The sequence below is a fragment of the Mesorhizobium sp. M0001 genome (assembly GCF_040324255.1).
GTDB lineage: Bacteria > Pseudomonadota > Alphaproteobacteria > Rhizobiales > Rhizobiaceae > Mesorhizobium.
In genome coordinates this window covers 15,787-34,189 of the sequence record NZ_JAMYVS010000004.1, presented here as the reverse complement: position 1 = coordinate 34,189, position 18,403 = coordinate 15,787, and the positions used below count along the sequence as shown (strand labels likewise).

The 18,403-nt window shown below is 62.0% G+C and carries 19 protein-coding genes; 6 read left to right on the top strand and 13 right to left on the bottom strand.

What is annotated here, in order from left to right; all coding sequences use genetic code 11:
- Positions 1-75: 75 nt before the first annotated feature.
- The 4 genes from NKK50_RS12915 to NKK50_RS12900 all read right to left on the bottom strand — a co-directional run bounded on the left by NKK50_RS12915 (position 76) and on the right by NKK50_RS12900 (position 4,030).
- Positions 76-789 (bottom strand): HoxN/HupN/NixA family nickel/cobalt transporter, encoded by a 714-nt coding sequence (locus tag NKK50_RS12915; protein ID WP_023684830.1) that lies wholly within the window; start codon positions 787-789, stop codon positions 76-78.
- 39 nt (positions 790-828) lie between these two features.
- Complete coding sequence (locus NKK50_RS12910) at positions 829-1,860, bottom strand: cation diffusion facilitator family transporter (protein ID WP_023684829.1); 1,032 nt, start codon at positions 1,858-1,860, stop codon at positions 829-831.
- Positions 1,857-2,117, bottom strand: coding sequence for a metal-sensing transcriptional repressor (locus NKK50_RS12905; RefSeq protein WP_023684828.1), 261 nt, complete (start codon positions 2,115-2,117; stop codon positions 1,857-1,859). The genes NKK50_RS12910 and NKK50_RS12905 overlap by 4 nt, the downstream gene beginning before the upstream one ends.
- A gap of 974 nt (positions 2,118-3,091) precedes the next feature.
- Complete coding sequence (locus NKK50_RS12900) at positions 3,092-4,030, bottom strand: LysR family transcriptional regulator (protein WP_352462401.1); 939 nt, start codon at positions 4,028-4,030, stop codon at positions 3,092-3,094.
- Between the two features lie 269 nt (positions 4,031-4,299).
- Between NKK50_RS12900 and NKK50_RS12895 the strand changes: the two genes are divergently transcribed.
- The 4 genes from NKK50_RS12895 to NKK50_RS12880 all read left to right on the top strand — a co-directional run bounded on the left by NKK50_RS12895 (position 4,300) and on the right by NKK50_RS12880 (position 7,948).
- Positions 4,300-4,959 carry an ABC transporter permease gene (locus NKK50_RS12895; protein WP_023683618.1) on the top strand — a complete coding sequence of 220 codons (660 nt, stop codon included), beginning with the start codon at positions 4,300-4,302 and terminating at the stop codon, positions 4,957-4,959.
- Positions 4,960-4,971: 12 nt separating this feature from the next.
- The gene (locus NKK50_RS12890) at positions 4,972-5,721 is read left to right on the top strand and encodes an ABC transporter permease (RefSeq protein WP_023731781.1); all 750 of its coding nucleotides are present in this window, start codon (positions 4,972-4,974) and stop codon (positions 5,719-5,721) included.
- A gap of 50 nt (positions 5,722-5,771) precedes the next feature.
- Positions 5,772-6,620: a transporter substrate-binding domain-containing protein gene (locus NKK50_RS12885; RefSeq protein WP_023829978.1), complete on the top strand. Its 849-nt coding sequence runs from the start codon at positions 5,772-5,774 to the stop codon at positions 6,618-6,620.
- A 74-nt stretch (positions 6,621-6,694) separates the two neighbouring features.
- The gene (locus NKK50_RS12880; RefSeq protein ID WP_023731779.1) at positions 6,695-7,948 is read left to right on the top strand and encodes a CapA family protein; all 1,254 of its coding nucleotides are present in this window, start codon (positions 6,695-6,697) and stop codon (positions 7,946-7,948) included.
- Positions 7,949-7,964: 16 nt separating this feature from the next.
- Here the strand turns inward: NKK50_RS12880 and NKK50_RS31325 are convergent, their stop codons facing one another.
- Positions 7,965-8,570 (bottom strand): helix-turn-helix domain-containing protein, encoded by a 606-nt coding sequence (locus NKK50_RS31325; RefSeq protein ID WP_502896556.1) that lies wholly within the window; start codon positions 8,568-8,570, stop codon positions 7,965-7,967.
- A 71-nt stretch (positions 8,571-8,641) separates the two neighbouring features.
- Between NKK50_RS31325 and NKK50_RS12865 the strand changes: the two genes are divergently transcribed.
- Together NKK50_RS12865 and NKK50_RS12860 are read left to right on the top strand one after the other, a co-directional pair.
- Positions 8,642-8,878 (top strand): helix-turn-helix domain-containing protein, encoded by a 237-nt coding sequence (locus NKK50_RS12865; protein ID WP_023716174.1) that lies wholly within the window; start codon positions 8,642-8,644, stop codon positions 8,876-8,878.
- A gap of 276 nt (positions 8,879-9,154) precedes the next feature.
- Entirely contained in the window at positions 9,155-9,400 is a 246-nt protein-coding gene (locus tag NKK50_RS12860) for a hypothetical protein (protein WP_023804518.1), read from the top strand.
- A gap of 204 nt (positions 9,401-9,604) precedes the next feature.
- On the opposite strand, the gene NKK50_RS12855 is transcribed toward NKK50_RS12860, so the two are convergent.
- From NKK50_RS12855 to NKK50_RS12820, 8 genes are read right to left on the bottom strand one after another with little or no spacing between them, the layout of a single operon-like run.
- Positions 9,605-10,681, bottom strand: a complete 1,077-nt coding sequence (locus NKK50_RS12855) for an ABC transporter ATP-binding protein (RefSeq protein ID WP_023716175.1) — start codon at positions 10,679-10,681, stop codon at positions 9,605-9,607.
- On the bottom strand, positions 10,678-11,478 hold the full coding sequence (locus NKK50_RS12850; protein WP_023716176.1) for an ABC transporter permease: 801 nt from the start codon (positions 11,476-11,478) through the stop codon (positions 10,678-10,680). The genes NKK50_RS12855 and NKK50_RS12850 overlap by 4 nt, the downstream gene beginning before the upstream one ends.
- 1 nt (position 11,479) lies before the next feature.
- The gene (locus tag NKK50_RS12845; RefSeq protein ID WP_023829979.1) at positions 11,480-12,340 is read right to left on the bottom strand and encodes an ABC transporter permease; all 861 of its coding nucleotides are present in this window, start codon (positions 12,338-12,340) and stop codon (positions 11,480-11,482) included.
- Between the two features lie 59 nt (positions 12,341-12,399).
- Positions 12,400-13,404, bottom strand: coding sequence for an ABC transporter substrate-binding protein (locus NKK50_RS12840; RefSeq protein WP_023716178.1), 1,005 nt, complete (start codon positions 13,402-13,404; stop codon positions 12,400-12,402).
- Between the two features lie 60 nt (positions 13,405-13,464).
- A complete protein-coding gene (locus NKK50_RS12835) occupies positions 13,465-14,934 on the bottom strand; it encodes an aldehyde dehydrogenase (RefSeq protein WP_023825145.1) in 1,470 nt (489 codons plus the stop codon).
- A gap of 10 nt (positions 14,935-14,944) precedes the next feature.
- The gene (locus NKK50_RS12830; RefSeq protein WP_023697483.1) at positions 14,945-15,982 is read right to left on the bottom strand and encodes an LLM class flavin-dependent oxidoreductase; all 1,038 of its coding nucleotides are present in this window, start codon (positions 15,980-15,982) and stop codon (positions 14,945-14,947) included.
- Positions 15,979-17,778 carry an alpha/beta fold hydrolase gene (locus NKK50_RS12825; RefSeq protein WP_023716180.1) on the bottom strand — a complete coding sequence of 600 codons (1,800 nt, stop codon included), beginning with the start codon at positions 17,776-17,778 and terminating at the stop codon, positions 15,979-15,981. The genes NKK50_RS12830 and NKK50_RS12825 overlap by 4 nt, the downstream gene beginning before the upstream one ends.
- Positions 17,771-18,358 (bottom strand): amino acid synthesis family protein, encoded by a 588-nt coding sequence (locus NKK50_RS12820; protein WP_023716181.1) that lies wholly within the window; start codon positions 18,356-18,358, stop codon positions 17,771-17,773. The genes NKK50_RS12825 and NKK50_RS12820 overlap by 8 nt, the downstream gene beginning before the upstream one ends.
- Between the last annotated feature and the right edge of the window lie 45 nt (positions 18,359-18,403).

Here is an 18,403-nt window from a genome sequence, read left to right as displayed (position 1 = left end):
TCCAGCAGCCTTGCGTGCCGCAGCTTCTCTTCGCCTTTTCCTAAGAAAGGAGAGGGTCTGTGGACAGCTGTGGCTCTATCCGGCTGTAAGTTGCCAGACCGCTACGCTGGCGAGGGCAAGGCCCGCTGCGCCTTCGATTGCTCGCGATATGGTATCGAACAGCCGTGGCCTGCTGTCGAAAAAATGCACCAGGCGCTCCCGAAACAAGATCGACAGTACCGCCACGCTGGACAGCGTTAGGGCCACGCCCACCATCATGGTGATTGCGAACAGAATTCCAGCTCCCGGCACCCCTCTGGAAATCGCGAAGGTCATGACAAAAAGGGTCAGCGGGCACGGAATCAAACCGGCCATGACTCCAACGGCCTCGCCCTCATGCTTGTGATGGTGGCCGTGGCTCACCGAACGCCAAAGCATCCAGACGCCGATCAGCCCGAGCAGACCGCGACTCACACCCTCAAGCAGTGGTGCGCGTCCAACGCTGCCCAATGCAATCGAGACGAGCGGCAGGGAGAATACGGCGATCAGCACCGCTGTCGCCACGTGAGTGAAGGACAGCGTAATCGACACCAGGAGGCCGCGCGAAACCTTCGCATCCGAACCTGCAAGGTAAGTCGCCAAGACAGCCTTACTGTGGCCGGGCGTCAGAGCATGTGCCGCACCGAACAGGAGGCCCATCGGCAGAAAGGCAAGGAACGCAAGCCAATCACCGCCAACTGACAGCAGCTTTATCTGATCTGCGAGCGCCAGGTATATGGAGCGCTGAAATTCGACAAGCGCCTGGAACATCAGCCGAGACCGGCAAAAGCGAGTGGTTTCCGGCAGTTGTCAGTGCTGGTGGCCGTGATGTTCGCCCTGATCATGAGAGTGCGGATGCTCGTGCTCACCTTGGTCGGTCGAAAACCGGATGTTGGCAGCTGCGAGCGCCGGCATGTGTTCGAACAGTTCGTTCTCCAGCGCCGCCGTGATCTTGTTTGCCTCTGAGAGAGGCAAGGTTCCGTCGGCTGCAATAGCGATGTCGGCATGCAACTTGTGGCCAATCCAGCGGGCCTTGGCGTCGACAACGCGAGCACCCTGCACATGCGCAGCGGCATGCTGAATTTCGGCCATCACGCCCGGCTCGACGCCGTCGAGCATGCGGGTGAGCACTGAGCGCGCCGATTGCCAGACGATACCGAATATAGCGACCGTGATGAGAAGCCCGATGATCGGGTCGGCCAGTGGAAATCCGAGCCAGACGCCCATGGCGCCGATGACCACTGCAAGGCTGGTAAGCCCGTCGGTGCGGGCATGGTAGCCGTCGGCGACGAGCGCCGCACTGTTGATTTCCCTGCCGATACGGATGCGAAACACCGCGACGGCCTCATTCCCGAGGAAGCCGACAATGCCCGCCGCGGTCAGCCAACCGAGATGAGTCACTGCCTGCGGACTGACCAGGCGCTCGATAGCCTGGTACCCGGCGACGATGGCGCTGAACAGAATGATCAGCACGATAATGATACCGGCCAGATCCTCTACCCTGCCAAGGCCGTAGCTGAAGGTCCGTGACGGCTTGCGTCGTGCCAGCATGAATGCGATCCAGAGCGGAATGGCGGTTGTGGTGTCGCCTATGTTGTGGATCGTATCGGCCAACAGCGCCACGCTGCGTGACACCAACACCACGGCCATCTGCAATGCCGCCGTCATGGCCAAGATGACGAACGACCATTTGACGGCCCAGATGCCGCGGTCAGTGGTTGCAATCGTTGCGTCGATGACCCCGTGCGTATGGCCGTGCGAGCCATCGTCATGAGCATGCGCGTCATGATCATGTGACCCGAAGCCGAACCAATCCAAGACGCGTGCGCCGATACTGGTCATAGGTATTTCGCCAGTTGCTTGAGCTCTGCCAGCGAGTTGCCTCCCGCTTCCGTGTCGATCAGACAATGTTCGATATGATCGTGGATCAGTTCTCGCTTTGCGCTGCTGATGGCGCTCTCCACTGCATGGAGTTGCTGCGCCAGGTCCAGGCAGGATCGCTGCGCCTCGAACATGCCAAGCACGGATGCAAGATGCCCCTGTGCGCGCTTTAAGCGCTTCACGATAGCCGGATGAGAACTATGGATGCCTTCGGACATGCCCACCGGTATCCCCCCAGGGAGGATGCGTCAAGTATGATGTGAGGGCAGATCGGCTCTTGATCAGCCACCCCGCAGAGCGTGTATCCATGGCGCTGAATGGTTCCGGAAATTGGAATCTGGGCTTGAAAGGGCTTGCCCCTGTGCAATACAGGAACCAGCCATTAAACCTACCAACTCAATGAACCGTCCAACTTCGATGGGGTCAGTTCACGACCGGGCCTTTCTTTGCGTGGTGAAACTGAAGAAGCCCGTCGGTCGGATCAGCGGGCTTTGTGATGGATGGCCCGCGCCGGCTTCCGAGGCTGCGCGGGCCGACCATGACGAGTGAGGGACGCATCTTGGTCACCGGCCGGACCGCTGAAGAACGAGCCGGGTGTGACCGAACTGCCTTGGAGCGGGAATGTTCCCGGCTGACGCAAAAAGCCCGCCAGCATGAGCCGGCGGGCAATCGATCTGGAGTAGCTGGACTCATCCAGCATAGTTCAACGACGGCGGAAGGTTCGGTAGCAACCCGCGCTCGTCGCTCCCCAAGGATCCAGGGAGCGGCGAGTTGGTGCCCTGCGAGCGCGACACAGAAACTTCGCCGCGCCATGAAAGGACGGCGTGGAGCGCGCAAGCTCTGCAACAAGCTGCCGGCGCTCTGGGAGGTCTGTCCGCTTTTCGGATTGCCAGTGCCAGTCCAGACCAGCACCCTGCCTGGTGAGCGTAATCCCGCAATTGCCTGCGCTTAAGGCGGCGTAGGGCCGCCCATTGGGCGAGACTGGACTTCTAGACTGGAAGCCACCAATTCCTGCACCGCTTCGGGAACGGCCAACGGCACCATCTGCGCCGGATAGGGGCCGTCGATCCAGCCGTTCGCGGAGCGCTCGCTATCAGTTTGGCCGTTCAGGCTAGCCATTCGCGCCACTTCGCAGAAAGCCTCCCGGTTGGGCCTTATGCGGCACGTCCCAACCGAAATAAACCATGGCCGGCTAGGACGACGTCTGGAGAAACTGTTGCTCTCTCGTCGGCGTCTTCGAAAACGCTGTGATTATCGCCTCGAGCGATACATTCAAGGCGTTGGAAAAGGTCCTTCCCCTCTGCCAAATCGCCACGTAGTGATAGAGCGCGGACGGTTCCACTGGCCTTACTCCCAGCTGAAACGCCGCGTACTCACGTGCGATGATCTCGTTTGTGATCGAAATGCCCAGGCCAGCCGAAACGTATCCGGCTTCGTGACCGTTGCAATCGAATTCCACCAGTATGTCCGGCTCAACGCCGGCGAAGCGCAAGGCATTGAAGTTCATCTGGTGGGCGGCAAACTGGGGATCGATATCGACGATCGTTTCGCCTGCCAGGTCTTGCGCCTCGATACAGGTCTGTTTTGAAAAGCGGTGGTCGGGATGAAAAATGCATACGTTTCGTGCCGACCCAAGCGGCGCCCATTCAAACAAGCCTGGATCCAGAGGCAGTCTCGAAATTCCAAGATCGGCGCGGCCGGCCAGGATGTGTTCGCCGATCTGCTCGTAGCTTCCAGAAATCGACCGGACATTCGAAGCGGTCTTTGAGCGGATAATCGCCACGACCTTGGGCAAGGTCACGAAACCGAAAACAGAGGGCGCGGCAATCGCAATCCGCTGCTTTTCCTCGTTCTTCATAGCGAAGATCGACGCGTCCAGGCGATCCAGCGACGTCAGGGCCAGTTCTACGTTTCGCAGGAGTTCCCAGGCTTCCTGCAAGGGGACGATGCGGTTGGCTGATCTCTTGAAGAGTGTGATGCCGAGCGTGGTCTCAAGCTGCTTCACATGTTGACTGACGGCCGGCTGGCTTATCCCGAGCGCAGCCGCCGCCCGCCTAGTCGAACCGGCCCGCAACACTTCCCGGAAGACCTTCAGCTGACGGAGCTTGAGGTCGCTCTGCAACAACTCCATTCCCTGCGCGCCTTTCCCTGATAACCACCCGGCGGCAGACAACGCCAACCTGGGGAGCAACGAACTGCCTCAGTATATAACGACGCGTTATAGATCAAATAATAAAAGTTATAGATTGAGTGTGTAATTTTAAGCGCTAGAATTGGCCAGTATCTCAAATTAACTGCACATTAGAAATATAACAACTCGCAACCTTGGGTTATATGGCTTGGTCTCGGCAATAAAGACCGGCGTATCCTGCGGCAATTGCGAGCCGAGGAAAGCGCCCCATGGGTGGTTTTACTACTCAGTTTGTTGTCGCACTTACCGTGACCATAAGCCTGGCTCTTGTCAGCGGCTGCCTGGGTACGGCATTCGGGCTGTTTTTGGCGATTTCGAAGGGCACGGCAAAGCCGCGCCTCAACGCGGTCGTGGCCGCCTACACCACAGTCGTCCGTGGTGTACCAGAACTTCTCGTTATCCTGCTCATCTACTTCGGCGGAACCACGCTCGCCAGCAAGATCGCCGGCCGGTATGTCGAGGTGAACGCATTCACCGCAGGGGTTATCGCGCTCTCGGTCATTTTCAGCGGTTATGCGACCGAAGTGTTTCGCGGCGCGATTGCGGCAGTGCCAGCGGGCCAAACCGAAGCGGCAAAGTCGCTTGGGCTGAACGCCTGGCAGCGCTGGATGTTCGTCATCGGTCCGCAGATGCTGCGGCTGGCGCTGCCTGCCTATGGCAATCTCTGGATTTCGCTCTTCAAGGATACCGCACTGGTTTCGATCGTCGGCCTGACCGACATCATGCGCGTTGCGTATGTGGGGGCCGGATCCTTGCGCGCACCATTGACCTTCTACCTTGCGGCCTCCGCTCTCTATCTGTCGCTGACCACCGTCACGTTGCTGTCGATCCGGCTGACTGAGCGGCGCTATCCGGCTCTCGGCCGGTAGGAGGGAAGGCCCATGAACCTCGGCTTGATATTTGACGCACTGGTTGTCTTGCCCTCGGGCATCGGTCTTACATTGATCCTGACGGTGTTGTCGCTGACGGCCGGATTTCTTCTGTCCGTGCCGCTGGCCTTCATGCGCGCTTTCGGACGCCCCGGCCTCTCGCTCGCAGTGCTCTCATACACCTATGTGATCCGCGGAACGCCGATGCTTGTTCAGCTCTTCCTGCTCTATTACGGCCTCGCTCAGATCGAGGCGGTGCGGGCCAGCATCTTCTGGGTGATCCTGCGCGACCCCTTTTGGTGCGCCCTTCTGACATTTTCGCTGAACAGCGCGGCACACACCACCGAAATCCTGTGCCGTGGTCTCCAGTCCGTGCCTAAGGGTGTCACCGAGGCGGCCACGTCTCTGGGCTTGAAACGCTTCCAGATCGCTCGCCTGGTCACCTTCCCGATCGCTTTCAGGATATCGCTCCCGGCCTACGGCAACGAGATCGTCGGGATGATCAAGGGCTCGTCCCTGGCCAGCACCGTGACGCTTCTCGAGATCACCGGGATGGCGAGACAGATGGTGTCGACCACGTTCGCGCCGTACGAGATCTTCGTCGTCGCCGGAGCGATCTACCTATCGCTCACCTCGATCGCGGTGAAAGCGATCCAGTTGCTGGAGCGATGGCTCTCGGGCGACGGCCATCCGGTGCGTCGACGAAAGGCGCGATTGCGCCCCGCCCTACCTGATCCAGAGATCACGACGCCCCTGCCCTGACGCCGCAGGTTCTGGGCTCCCTCCATCACAAACCAAAGAAGAGGTGCATCATGCGCATACCCCTGGCTATTGCTGTTTCTGTCGCATCCCTGATGTCGGCATTCCCCGCTGGCGCCGAAAGCGCGCGCGTCATATCGATCGCCTCCGAAGGCGCCTCGCCTCCCTGGGACAGCACCGACGCGAACGGTCAACTCTATGGCTACGATATCGATGTCGGACTGGAACTGTGCCGTCGCATCGAGATCAAATGTACCTTCGTCCCGCAGGATTGGGACGGGATCATCCCGGCACTGCTTGTCGGCAAGTTCGACGTCATCATGTCCGGCATGGCGATCACGGAAAAACGCAAGCAGTCGATCGCGTTCTCGATCCCCTACGCCACCGGCTTCAACCAGTTCGTTGTGCGCAAGGACCTGGGCCTCGACGCCGGCGACATCAAGCAGAAGGTCAACCTTTCGACCATCGGCGACAAGGAAAAGGCGACCATCGAGCGCCTCAGATCGACACTCGCCGGCAGGGCGATCGGGGCCCTGCGCTCGTCGAATTCGGAAGCAGTGGTGAAGGAAATGCTGGGCGATGTCGTGACCATCCGCAGTTATGACAGCCAGGACAACATGAAGCTCGATCTTGCTGCAGGTCGCATCGACGGCGGTCTGGCCGACTATTTCACGTGGCGAGATTTTCTGGAGACGCCTTCCGGCTCGGATGTGGTGTTTTTCGGCCCTGAACTGAATGGCGGGCTCTGGGGGCCGGGCGTCGGCGCAGGTCTGCGCAAAGACGATACGGAGTTGCTCGCCAGGTTCAACGCGGCCATCGACGCGGCCACCAAGGATGGGACGATCAAGGCGCTGAGCCTGAAATGGTTCAAAAGCGATATCTCGCCTGCAGTCGCGCAATAGGCAGCAACCGACTTCGACATTGACGTGGCGCCGGCCGGAATGCCAGCGCCCTCCCCTCCTTCAAGGCGAGCCCCATGAAAGACCAGTTCTGCGCGGTCGTTACCGGCCAATCCCTGATCAAGCACGATATCCGTGACATCAAAGACGAACGCTTCATCGCGGTTACGGACTTCCTGCGACAAGGCGACGTCGTCTTCACCAACTTCGAGTCGACGATCCTGGGCAAGCACGGCGGGTGGCCGACCAAGGGCAAATACTTCGGATATTCCAGGGCTGAAGTGCTCGACGCATTGCAGGCGAACGGTTTCAACGCGCTTGCGCTCGCAAACAACCACGCCTTCGATCTCGGCGTTGGCGGCATCCTGTCGACGCTGGAGGAGGTGGAAGCGCGGGGCTTCCTCCATGCCGGCATCGGGGCCGACGAGACGGATGCGAGGAAACCGGGCCGCCGCCAGCTGGGCGCGCGCGAGGTCGCACTTCTTGCGATGGATGCAGGCCCTGGCCCGACCAACATGTATGCCGAAGACCGTACGGCCTTCCGGCCGGCTCGGCCGGGCGTCAATCGCCTGAGCACCGTTCGCAAGATGGGGGTGCCGGACGGACATTTCAGCAGACTGGCAAGGCTGGGCGCCCATTTGCAAAGCTCCCCGTTTGAACTGGCCAACTATGCGCAACCGGAGGACCCGGTAGAGGTGGCAGCCGGCAAGGAGATCAATTTCTACGGCACCGTGTTCACGCAAGCCGCCGATTTCGGCCGCCTCATCGAAGTCGACCAGCAGAGCGCAGCCATCCATCTGTCCGCCATCCGGCACGCCGCGGCACAAGGCGATTTCGTCATTGCCTATCTGCACCACCATCATTGGGAACCAGGTTGGCAGAACGTGCCGCGCTGGGTGCAGGCCTTTGCCAGGATGTGCATCGACGCCGGCGCCAACCTGTTCGTCAGCCACGGTGCTCCGGTGCTGCAGGCAGTGGAAATCTACAATGGCTCGCCGATCTTCTACGGCCTCGGAAATTTCCTTTTCCACGTCCACCCGAAGGAAACCGAATGGGATCCACCGGAAGTCTGGCAAAGCATCGTCGCGGCCTGCCGCTATGATGGGAGCGGAAACCTCGCAGGAATAGACCTCCTGCCCGTCGTGATCGGCGCGAAAGCTCAGTCTCTCGGATCAGCAACGGGCAGATTGGTACCCGTCGCCGTCGCTGGAAGCGCGGCGCGAGACATCCTCGAGGGATTCGCGACCCGATCGCGGGCGTTCGGCGTCGAAATCGAAGTGTCCCCGACTTGCGGCCGCATCGCCCTGCCCGCTGCACGAAAATTCGGCTGACGGCCCGACCGACCGCTCACACCGTCTTGCATTCCGCCGGCGGGGACTCGCCGCCCGTCTCGCTATCTGCCTTTGTGTCTAGCTGGGCCAGTTCTTCTCCTAACGCCGCGATCAGGGACGAGACGCGACCGCGCACACGCGGCGGAAGTTTCACTAGCCCTTCAATCAGTCGCCGACCCTCCGCGCTGGCAATGAAATCCAGGCGCTCATCGACCGGCAGGGGCCGCGCCTCGACGCGGGTTTCATCGTTTCCCGGCAGGCCTTCAAAGAAGCGGCCGACAGGAACGCCGAGCGAACTGGCGATCTCGTAGAGCATCGACGCGCTCACGCGATTGCGCGCGTTCTCGTATTTCTGCAGCTGCTGGAAACTGATGCCGATGGATCGGGCAAGCTGGGCTTGCGATACGTCCGATTGGACGCGAACCGTCGCAATCTGCCTGCGACATGCTGATCGGCGGGATGCGGGTCGCTTTCGATCTTCGGCTTCGGCCCCGTCCGAAGGAGGACTGAGCGTTGCGGTTTCAACAAGGCCTTTCGATCCTCCATTAGTCAGCCGGACAGAGAGTCTGTCGCCACGCGCCGGGCTCTCCGCACCGATGTGATCTGCAGGTCGACTCGCCATTTTATATACCTTATGGGGTGCAAAATGACCCTATTGGTGGCAAAGAAAATCTGCCTGCCGATTGTGGCCTCATGGTCAGTCCACGACAGATTCGAGCCGCACGAGCTTTGCTTGGTTGGTCGCAGCAGGAGCTTGCGGACAAGGCAATCGTGTCGCTGAACGCTCTGACCCGGTTGGAAAACGGCAAGGTAGATTCCCGGATCAGCACTTTGCAGGCCATTGAGGCGGCCCTGATAAAGGCGGGTGTCGAATTCTTATCCGCAGGTCAAAAGGGTGAAGGTGTTCGGCTCTTAGATCCTCAGGCTTGAATGTCCCGTTGGCGGAAGGACAGGTTCTCGCAGCTGCAACCGCCACAACTACCCTCCGGCGGGTGACGAGAGGCAAAGTCGTGGTATTGTCGGAATCAGCCATGATCCGAGTTTCCTGAAGCTTGGTTGTGGTCAGGCTGGGATGACTCCCCGACGCACGTCCTCAGCCGAGTCCAAATGTGAGCCCCTGCTCCTATGAAACTTTGGAAGCAGAAAAACTATGTGAGCTATTTCATATCACATGAGCCATAAGTGATCAACTTGAAATTAGATGATATGAAAGAAATTATGGGCGCCCAGATCAGAGGAGCGCGAGGATTAATACGTTGGAGTGCCGAAGATTTGGCCGATGCGGCGAGCGTGGGAGTAGCCACAGTTAGGCGCGCAGAAGCTGCGGATGGCGTCCCTCCAATCACAATAGCAAATCGGAATGCGATCCGTGGTGCCCTGGAAAGGGCGGGCATCGAGTTCATTTCGGAAAACGGCGGTGGCGCTGGCGTGCGCTTGGCCAAACGGCAATAGCGAACAACGCGCAGCTTCGAGCGATCGTCTAAATCTCATCGCCGACGTCCCGCTTGCTTTTTGCACTAGGTGCGGCCATCCGCACAGGTGACATTGAACGACTGAAAAGGGGCCGAAAGGGGACTGTCAGCTTCTAAGCACGAATTTTCACAAGCGGACTTTCATGCCGCAATGGAATCGACCTGACAGGGCGCAATCCAAGCCCTAGCCAGGGAACAGGAATGCCGAGGCAGGATCGAAGAAAATGCGTTGACCCGGTGCGATGGCGCTGTCCGCTTCCTCTGCATCGGAGGTTGGCCTGACGTCGATATCTTCTCCGGCCGCCGTGCGCGCCACGATGCGCCGGCGGTCGCCGAAGAAGGCGGTATCGACGATCTCGACGCCGAGTGCTGCGCTCGCTGGCCCGGGCGTCAGGCGGAAGGCTTCGGGGCGTACCATCAGGCGCACCTTTTGACCTTGACCAAAGGATGTTGTCGTCTTTACGCCGGTCACGATCGAGCCGTCGGCCAGGCGGACCGTCGACGCGCCACCTGCGGTTAGCAGATGCTCGGCCGGCAGGAAATTCGAGTTGCCGATGAAGCCGGCGACAAACTCGCTCGCCGGCCGGAGGTAAAGATCCTCACCGGTGCCGATCTGTTCGATACGGCCTTCCCTGAACAGAGCGATGCGATCCGAAAGATGCAGCGCCTCCTCCTGGTCATGCGTGACATAGAGGATCGTGACGCCTGTCTCGCGGTGGATGCGGCGGATCTCGGCCTGGATCTCCTGGCGCAACTTCTTGTCGAGTGCCGACAGCGGTTCGTCCATCAAGAGGATCGGTGGGTCGTAGGCCAGCGCGCGTGCAAGCGCCACGCGCTGCTGCTGGCCGCCAGACAGCGCGCCCGGATGGCGGTCGGCGAAGTTTTCGAGGCGCACCAGCGCCAGCATGTCGGCAACCTTGCGCTTGACCTCACCGTCGGGCCGGCGGCGCACGCGCAGCGGAAAGGCGACGTTCTCGGCGACGCTCAGATGCGGAAAAAGGGTGTAGCGCTGGAACACCATGCCGATGTTGCGCTTGTGCGACGGCACCGAAAGCAGCGATCTGTCCTCCAGGAGCACATCGCCCGAGCTCGGATCCTGGAAACCGGCGATGGCGTACAGCGTGGTCGACTTGCCGGAGCCCGACGGGCCGAGGAACGTCAGGAACTCGCCCTTGGGCACATCGACGGTGACGTCGTGGACGGCGACGAAGGCACCGAACGTCTTTCTTACTGCGCGTATGGACAGGAAGGGAGGGATCATCTGGTCAATTTTCTGCGAAGGAGTGCGGTCACGATCATCAGGCACAAGGTCAAGCCGACAAGCAGGCTGGAGGCGGCGGCGACGACCGGGCTGAGGTCGGCGCGCAGGCTGCCCCAGATTTTCACCGGCAAGGTTTGCAAGCTCGGGCTCGCCATGAAGATCGCCACCACGACCTCGTCCCATGAGGCCAGGAAAGAGAAGATCGCCGCCGAGAAGATGCCGATCCTGATCGACGGCAAGGTGATCCTAAGCCTCGCCTGCAGCGGGCTGGCGCCGCAGACGATGGCCGCGTCCTCGATGGATTTGTCAAAACCCTCGAGCGCGGCCGTGATCGGAATGATGGCGAAAGGCAGCGCCAAGATGGTGTGGGCGATGACGAAGCCGACCGTGGTGCCGGCAAGGCCGATGCGCAGGAAGAAGGCGTAGATGGCGATGGCGAAAACGACCACCGGCAGCACCATCGGCGTCAACAGCAAGCCGCGCAGGACCTGGCGTCCGCGAAACTCACCCCTGACCAGGCTGAAGGAGGCGAACAGGCCGATGATGACGGCGAGGATAGCGGCCATGGCGGCAATTCGGGCACTGGTCAGAGCGGCATCGATCCAGGTCGGGTCGCCCAGTAATTGCTGATACCATTTCAGCGTCCAGCCGGGTGGCGGAAAGGCCAGCCAGCGCGACGAGCCGAATGACAGGAGCACGATGAAGACCACCGGCAGCAGCAGGAAAGCCGTGACGGCCGCCGTGAAGCCGCCAAGCACCATCCGCAGCCATCCGAGCCGTTCATAGTCGAGCAGCATGTCAGGTCCCTCCCCCGGCGCGCCTGGCCCCAACCAGGCGAAACTGGATCGCGTAGAGCGCCATGGTGACGGCAAGCAGGACAAAGGCGGCCGCACTGCCGAGCCCCCAGTTGAGCAGCGACTGCACCGTCTGGGCGATCATCTCGGCCAGCATCATGTTCGATGTGCCACCGAGCAGGGCCGGGGTGACGAAGTAGCCAAGCGACATGACGAAGACCATCAGGCCGCCAGCAGCGACGCCGGGAAGCGACAGCGGCAAGAGGATGCGGCGGAAGGCCTCGAACGCGCTTGCGCCGCAAAGGGCTGCCGCGCGCAGCGTCATCGGGTCTATCGACCTCAGTGTGCCGACCAGCGGCAGGATCATGAAGGGCAGCATGATGTAGACCATGCCGATGGTGACGCCGGCCAGATTGTTGATGAGCGGCAGCGGTTCGTGAATGATGCCCAGGCCCATCAGTGCCCGGTTAATGACACCGGTGCGCTGCAGCAGCACCATCCACGCATAGGTGCGGGTAAGAAGGTTCGTCCACATAGACAGGATGATGATGCCGAAGACGATCGAGCCCAGGGCGGGCGGCATGATCGCCAGCATCCAGGCGACGGGGAACGCCACCAGGATGGTGACGGCGGTTACGACCGATGCAACCAGAAAGGTGTTGAGGAACACCCGCACATAGGTGCCGCTGCCGAACAGCGCCGCGTAGTTCTGTAAGCCCGGTTCGGGATCGGTGACGCTGCGCAGCAGCAGGGCGACCACCGGCACGATAAAGAACAGCCCGACCAGGAACAGGGCCGGCAAGGCGCTGCCACTGCCGGTCGGCAGGCCGACGATCGAGCCGCGTCTAGGAGAATTTCCTTGCATCGAGCGGTCCTGTCTCGAAACGGGGCGCGCAAGCCGCGCCCCGTCGGTCTGCAACGGTGTTACTTGGTCTGCCAGGCATACCAGCGCGTCGCGATCTCGTCGCGATGCTCGGCCCAGTAGTTCATGTCCAGGTTGATCTGGCCCTCGACATGGGCATCTGGCAGGGCCTTGACGGAATCGGCCGGCATCTCCGCCTTGGCCTTGGTGTTGATGGGCGCATAGCCGCTTGCTTCGGCGAATTTCGCTTGGCCGGTCGGGCTGGTGGCGGCGGCAAGGAACTTCATCGCGCTGGCCTTGTTCTTGGTACCCTTCGGCACGACGAGCACGTCGGCGGCGGTGAGGTTCTGGTTCCAGGAGACGCCGACATCGGTGCCGTCCTGCTGAAGGGCGAAGACGCGCCCGTTCCACAATTGCCCGAAGGCGGCCTCGCCGGAGGCGATCAACTGCTGCGACTCGGCGCCGCCGCCCCACCAGACGATGTCGGACTTGATGGTGTCGAGCTTCTTGAAGGCACGGGCGAGGTCGAGCGGATAGAGCTTGTCCGCCGGCACGCCGTCGGCCAGCAGAGCGATCTCGATCACGCCCGGCGCCGACCATTTGTAGAAGGTCCGCTTGCCGGGAAACTTCTTGGTGTCGAACATGTCGGCCCAGCCGGCCGGTTCGCTCGCGACCGCGCCCTTGTTCCAGGCGAGCACGAAGGAATAGTAGAAGCTGCCGACGGCATGCTCATTGCTGAAGCGCGGGTCGAGATCGGTCTTGGGCACGACCGCATAGTCGATCGGCTCGAGCAGTCCGTCCTTGGCGGCCTTGATGGCGAAATCCATCTCCACGTCGACGACATCCCAGGTGACGTTGCCGGCGTCGACCATGGCCTTGAGCTTGCCGTAGTCGGTCGGTCCATCCTGCAAAACCTTGATGCTGGAGCTGGCCTCGAAGGGGGCGGCCCAGGACTTGGTCTGCGCCTCCTGCGTGGTGCCGCCCCAGCTGGTGAACGCCATCTCATCGGCCTTGGCGGCTGTCGCCGCGAGCAGTCCGGCCAGCAGGCCGGTCAAAATCAATTTCATTGTCATTCTCCTCTGTTGGTCTGTTCTTGTTTTTCTCAGTGCACCTGCGCCCTGCGCAACTCAGCGCATGACGAAGGGATCGGGGATCGGCTCGTCCGAGGTGTTGATCCATACGGATTTCGAGCGCGTGTAGTCTCTGATGGCGTCGAGACCGCCTTCGCGGCCGAGGCCCGACAGACCGTAGCCGCCGAACGGAACGAGCGGCGATACGGCGCGATAGGTGTTGACCCAGACAACGCCGGCATGGATGTCGCGCGCCATGCGATGCGCCTTGCCGAGATTGCTGGTGAACACGCCGGAAGCCAGGCCGAACGGAGTGTCATTGGCGAGTGCCAGCGCCTGCGCTTCGCTGTCGAAGGCAAGCACGCTGAGCACCGGTCCGAACAATTCCTCCCGCACGCAGGGCAGGTCGCTGCCGCCGGCATCGATGATGGTCGGTGCGTAGTAGAAGCCGCTGCCGACTGGCCGTGTTCCACCGGTGACCAGCATGCCGCCCGCGGTGAGGCTTTCCGCGACAACCTTCTCGATCCAGTCGCGCTGCCGCAGCGTGGCGAGCGGACCCATTTCGGTCGCCGGATCCTGCGGATCGCCGATGCGAATCGCCTCGGCCTTGCGCTTCAGGCGAGCGAGGAATTCATCCTTCACCGAACGTTCAACCAGCAGCCGCGAGCCGGCGACGCAGCTCTGGCCGGTCGCCGCGAAAATGCCGGCGACCACCGCATTGGCGGCACTGTCGAGGTCGGCGTCGGCAAAGACGACGACCGGGCTTTTGCCACCGAGTTCGAGCGTGGTGTAGGCAAGGTTTTCCGCCGTGTTCCTGACGACGGCGCGCGCCGTCGACGGACCGCCGGTGAAGGCGACGCGCGAAACCAGCGGATGGCTGGTCAGGCGCCGGCCGCAATCATGGCCAAAGCCGGTGAGGATGTTGACGACACCGGCTGGAAAGCCGGCCTCATGAACCAATTCGGCAAAGGCAAGCAGCGGCGCCGGCCCATCTTCGGAGGCCTTGAGCACGATGGTGCAGCCGGCGGCGAGCGCCGGGCCGAGCTTGACGGCCGAGAGGAAGAGCTGCGAATTCCACGGCACCACCGCGGCAACGACGCCGATCGGTTCGCTGCGTATGGTGACGTCGAGATCCGCCTTGTCAACAGGCACATGCGTGCCTTCATGCTTGTCGGCAAGCCCGCCATAATAGCGGTAGTAGTCGCCGACATAGGCGATCTGGGCGCGGGTTTCGCGGATGATCTTGCCGGTGTCGCGCGTCTCGAGTTCTGCAAGGCGCCCGACATTGGCGGCGACGAGGTCGCCGAGCTTGACCAGCAGTTTTCCACGCGCTGTCGCAGTCATCCTTCGCCATAGGTCTGAGCGCAGTGCGCGGTGCGCCGCCCCGACGGCACGGTCGACATCGGCTTCGCTCGCCGCCGGCATCCTGGCCCAGGCCGTCCCGGCCGATGGGTCGACGCTGTCGAACGTGGCGGACGGCTCGTCGAAGCGGCCGTCGATGAAGTTCCTGAAAACAGCGTCGGTCATGGGCTCGCGATCAGAGGAAGGCCGGCATCACCCGGTCGATGAACAATTGCAGCGATTTCATCTTGCGCTGGTGCGAAAGGCCGCTGTCGATCCAGATCGAATACTGGTCGTAGCCGAGCGCCTCATAAGCCTTCAGCCGGGCGATGACCTCATCAGCCTCGCCAATTACCAGGTTCTGCCTGATCTTGTCCGGCGCGTATTGCGGCATGGCGGCGATCTCATCCGCCGTCAGCGGCTCCAATATGCCTTGATGCACCGGCTTCTTGTTCTGGAACCAGGCGCCGAACTGGCAGTAGAAAGTCGACAGGTCCTGGGTGAGGCGATCGGCATCGGTCGCGTCTTCGGCGACGAAGGTGTGCATCAAAAGCATGATTTCCGGTCTTTCGATCTCGGGATGCGCGGTGCAGGCGCCGTTAAAGCGCTGCATCAGGCTGGTCACCTCGTGATCGCCGGAAGCCAGCGGCGTCACCTGGACCTTGCAGCCATTGGCGACGGCGAAATCATGCGAATTCGGGTCGCGGGCCGCCACCCAGATCGGCGGGTAGGGTTTCTGCAGCGGCTTGGGCGAGGAGGTGGTGGCCGGGAATTGCCAGAACTCGCCGGAGAGTTCGAAGTCGCCGTCCCAGAGGCCGCGGATCGCCGGTATGATCTCGCGCATGCGCTGGCCGGCCCCCCAGGCGTCGAGGCCTGGAAAGATGCGCTGATATTCATAGCTGTAGGCGCCGCGCGCGATGCCGATGTCGAGCCGGCCGCCGCTGATTACGTCGGCCATCGCGGCTTCGCCGGCAAGCTTGATCGGGTGCCAGAAGGGCGCGATCACGGTTCCGGTACCGAGGCGGATGCGGCTGGTCTTGGCGGCGAGATAGGCGATGTTGATGAAGGGGTTCGGCGAGATGGTGAATTCCATGCCGTGATGCTCGCCGATCCAGGCGGTCTCGAACCCTGCCTGCTCGGCCAGCAGGACCAGTTCTTCTAGCTCGGTCACAAGCTCGGAATGCGGCTTGGCCAGGTCCGATCGTTCCATGTGCACGAAGAGCGAGAATTTCATCGCTGGTCACCTGTATTGACGGCGGAAGCGCCGGCGCTGGCGAGCGGCCGGACCTCGCCTTCGACATTGTTGCCGACATAGACACCGAATGCATCCACCGAGCATTCCCTGACATAGCGCGCGAGCATCGAGCGGATGGCCGGATCGGCGATCTTCAATCCTTCGATCGCGTCGATCTCGATCAGCCGGATGCCGCGATCGCTGGAAGCGGGCACGTCGAACGTGCCGCGATAGTAGACATGCGTGCGTGAAACAGTTCCGGCATCGTCCCAGACGGCGAAAAGGAAGCCGAGCTGAGCCTCAATGGCCTTTGCCACAAGCAACCCTCGGAGGCTATTGCCATCGCCCGCCGAGCCCAATCCCCGGCCACGCGGCAGTTCAAAACCGTCCGCGGTTTCCACGAACAGGATCCGGCCGCCATTTTCGAGGATGGCGCCAACATCGGTGCCGGGTTGGGTTGCGGCGAGCGCGTCCTGGCTGAGGCCGGGTGCGACATAGGCGCCGCGGCAATAGCCGAGCGGCTGCGAGGAATTGTGCTGGAAATCGCGGACGCGCCCAATGAGGATCGAATGATCGCCGGCCTCGACCAGTCGCTCCATGTCACAGTCGAAGGACGCGACGGAGCCGTCCAGCACAGGGCTGCCGGTCCGTCCCGGCCGCCAGGCAACGGCGGCGAACTTGTCGGCCACTTTCGAGGCGAAGATGCCGGACGCTGCCTTTTGACCCTCGTTGAGAACGTTGATGGCGAAGCTCTTCGATGTCGCGAAGACGGGATGGCCAAGCGCCTTGTGTGCGATGCAGACCAGCACCAGCGGCGGATCGAGCGAGACCGAGGTGAAGGAGTTGGCGGTGAAGCCGCGCGGCTCGCCTTCGGGGCCGATCGTGGTGACGATGGTGACGCCGGTGAGGAAGGAGCCAAGCGCACGGCGGAATTCGCCGCTGTCGAACCCGGTATTCGCTTGCGCAGGGCCGTCTTGTTCGGTCGCTTCGTCCTCGGTGAGGAAGTCAACGATGCAGCGCGTGGTGAGGTCCGGTGCCGCGACCGCCATCATGTGCTTCTCACCCGGCAGTACCGTGCAGCGGCCATGCGGCGCCAGGCGTGCCATCGCGGCTGACATTGCCGGTGAAGAGTTCCTGTCCTCGGAGCCGGTCATGAACAGGGCCGGCACGGCCAGCGTCGGCAGGCGATCAGCATGATCGCCGTCGGCACGAGTGAACAGGCGATAGGTGCGGGCATAGCCTTCCGGGTCGACCGCGCTCAGTGCGGATGCCGTCTTCTGCGCTGCCGCTTCCAACTCGACCGGCACCGGATCGCCGAACCAGCGGGCGATGGTCCGTGCCGTGCCGGCCGTATCGCTGCGGCCGTTGAGCGCCACCGCGCGCTGGCGAACGGCTTCGGCCAGTTCAGGTGTACGCCGGAACACGGCATTCAGTGAAACGATGCGGCGGACGCGCTCCGGTGCGCGCAGCGCGAGTTCCTGAGCAACGAGTGCACCCATCGAGTGGCCGACGACGGATACCTTGTCGAGGCCGAGATGGTCGAGGAGGCGAATGGCTTGGTCGGCATAATCGGCCAGTTCCGGATCTTGCGGTGGCAGCGGCGACTGACCATGGCCGAGCATGTCGATGGCGATCGCGTCGAAGCGGCCAGCCATGCGCTCGAGCTGCGGCTGCCAGATCGCAGCGTTCATGCCGACACCATGGATGAACAGCACTGGGGCACCGACACCGGCCCGGATGAAGCCGGTGCCGTCGGGCGCCGTGCCCTGTCGAGCCCATGCGGAAGCATCAGCCATGCACGTCCCCAAGCTCCTTGAGGTCCTGATAGCGGTCGCCGATGCGGTGATGCGGGCGACCGCCGATCGAAGCGCCAAGCGCGACCACCAGTTCGTCCGGCGCCGGCGCATCGCCGATCTGGAAATGCACGGTCAGGTAATGCGAGCGCCGTCCCTCGTCATTCTTATCCATTAGCGGGATCATGATCGGCGTGTTTGGCCCGCCGCGCAGATTGGTGAAGGCAAGATAGGTCTTGGCGCCGACGGCACGCCGATAATGATTGCCGAAATGGAGTGTGTGGATCAGCGCCGACGCATGCTCGATCTCGCCCGACGTACCGCAGATGGCGGCCTTGCCATAGCCCTCGATAGCCTCGCCGGAACCGGCGACGGCAACGATCTCGCGGGTCAGGATCTCCCCCAGCACCGGCGCACAGGCTCGGATTTGGGGCGACAGATCGTCGGTGAAGCCGCGACCGGCCCAGGGATTGGTCAGCACCGCGGCGACGCCGATAAGGCGCAGCGGCCGGGGGGTGGCCTTGCCGCCTTCGATCAGCGTGTTCTCGGTATAAGTCACGATCTTACGGATGGCGGTCTGCATTGGATTTCCTCGGGTAGGTGATGCCTCGGAACGTCCAATCCCGCT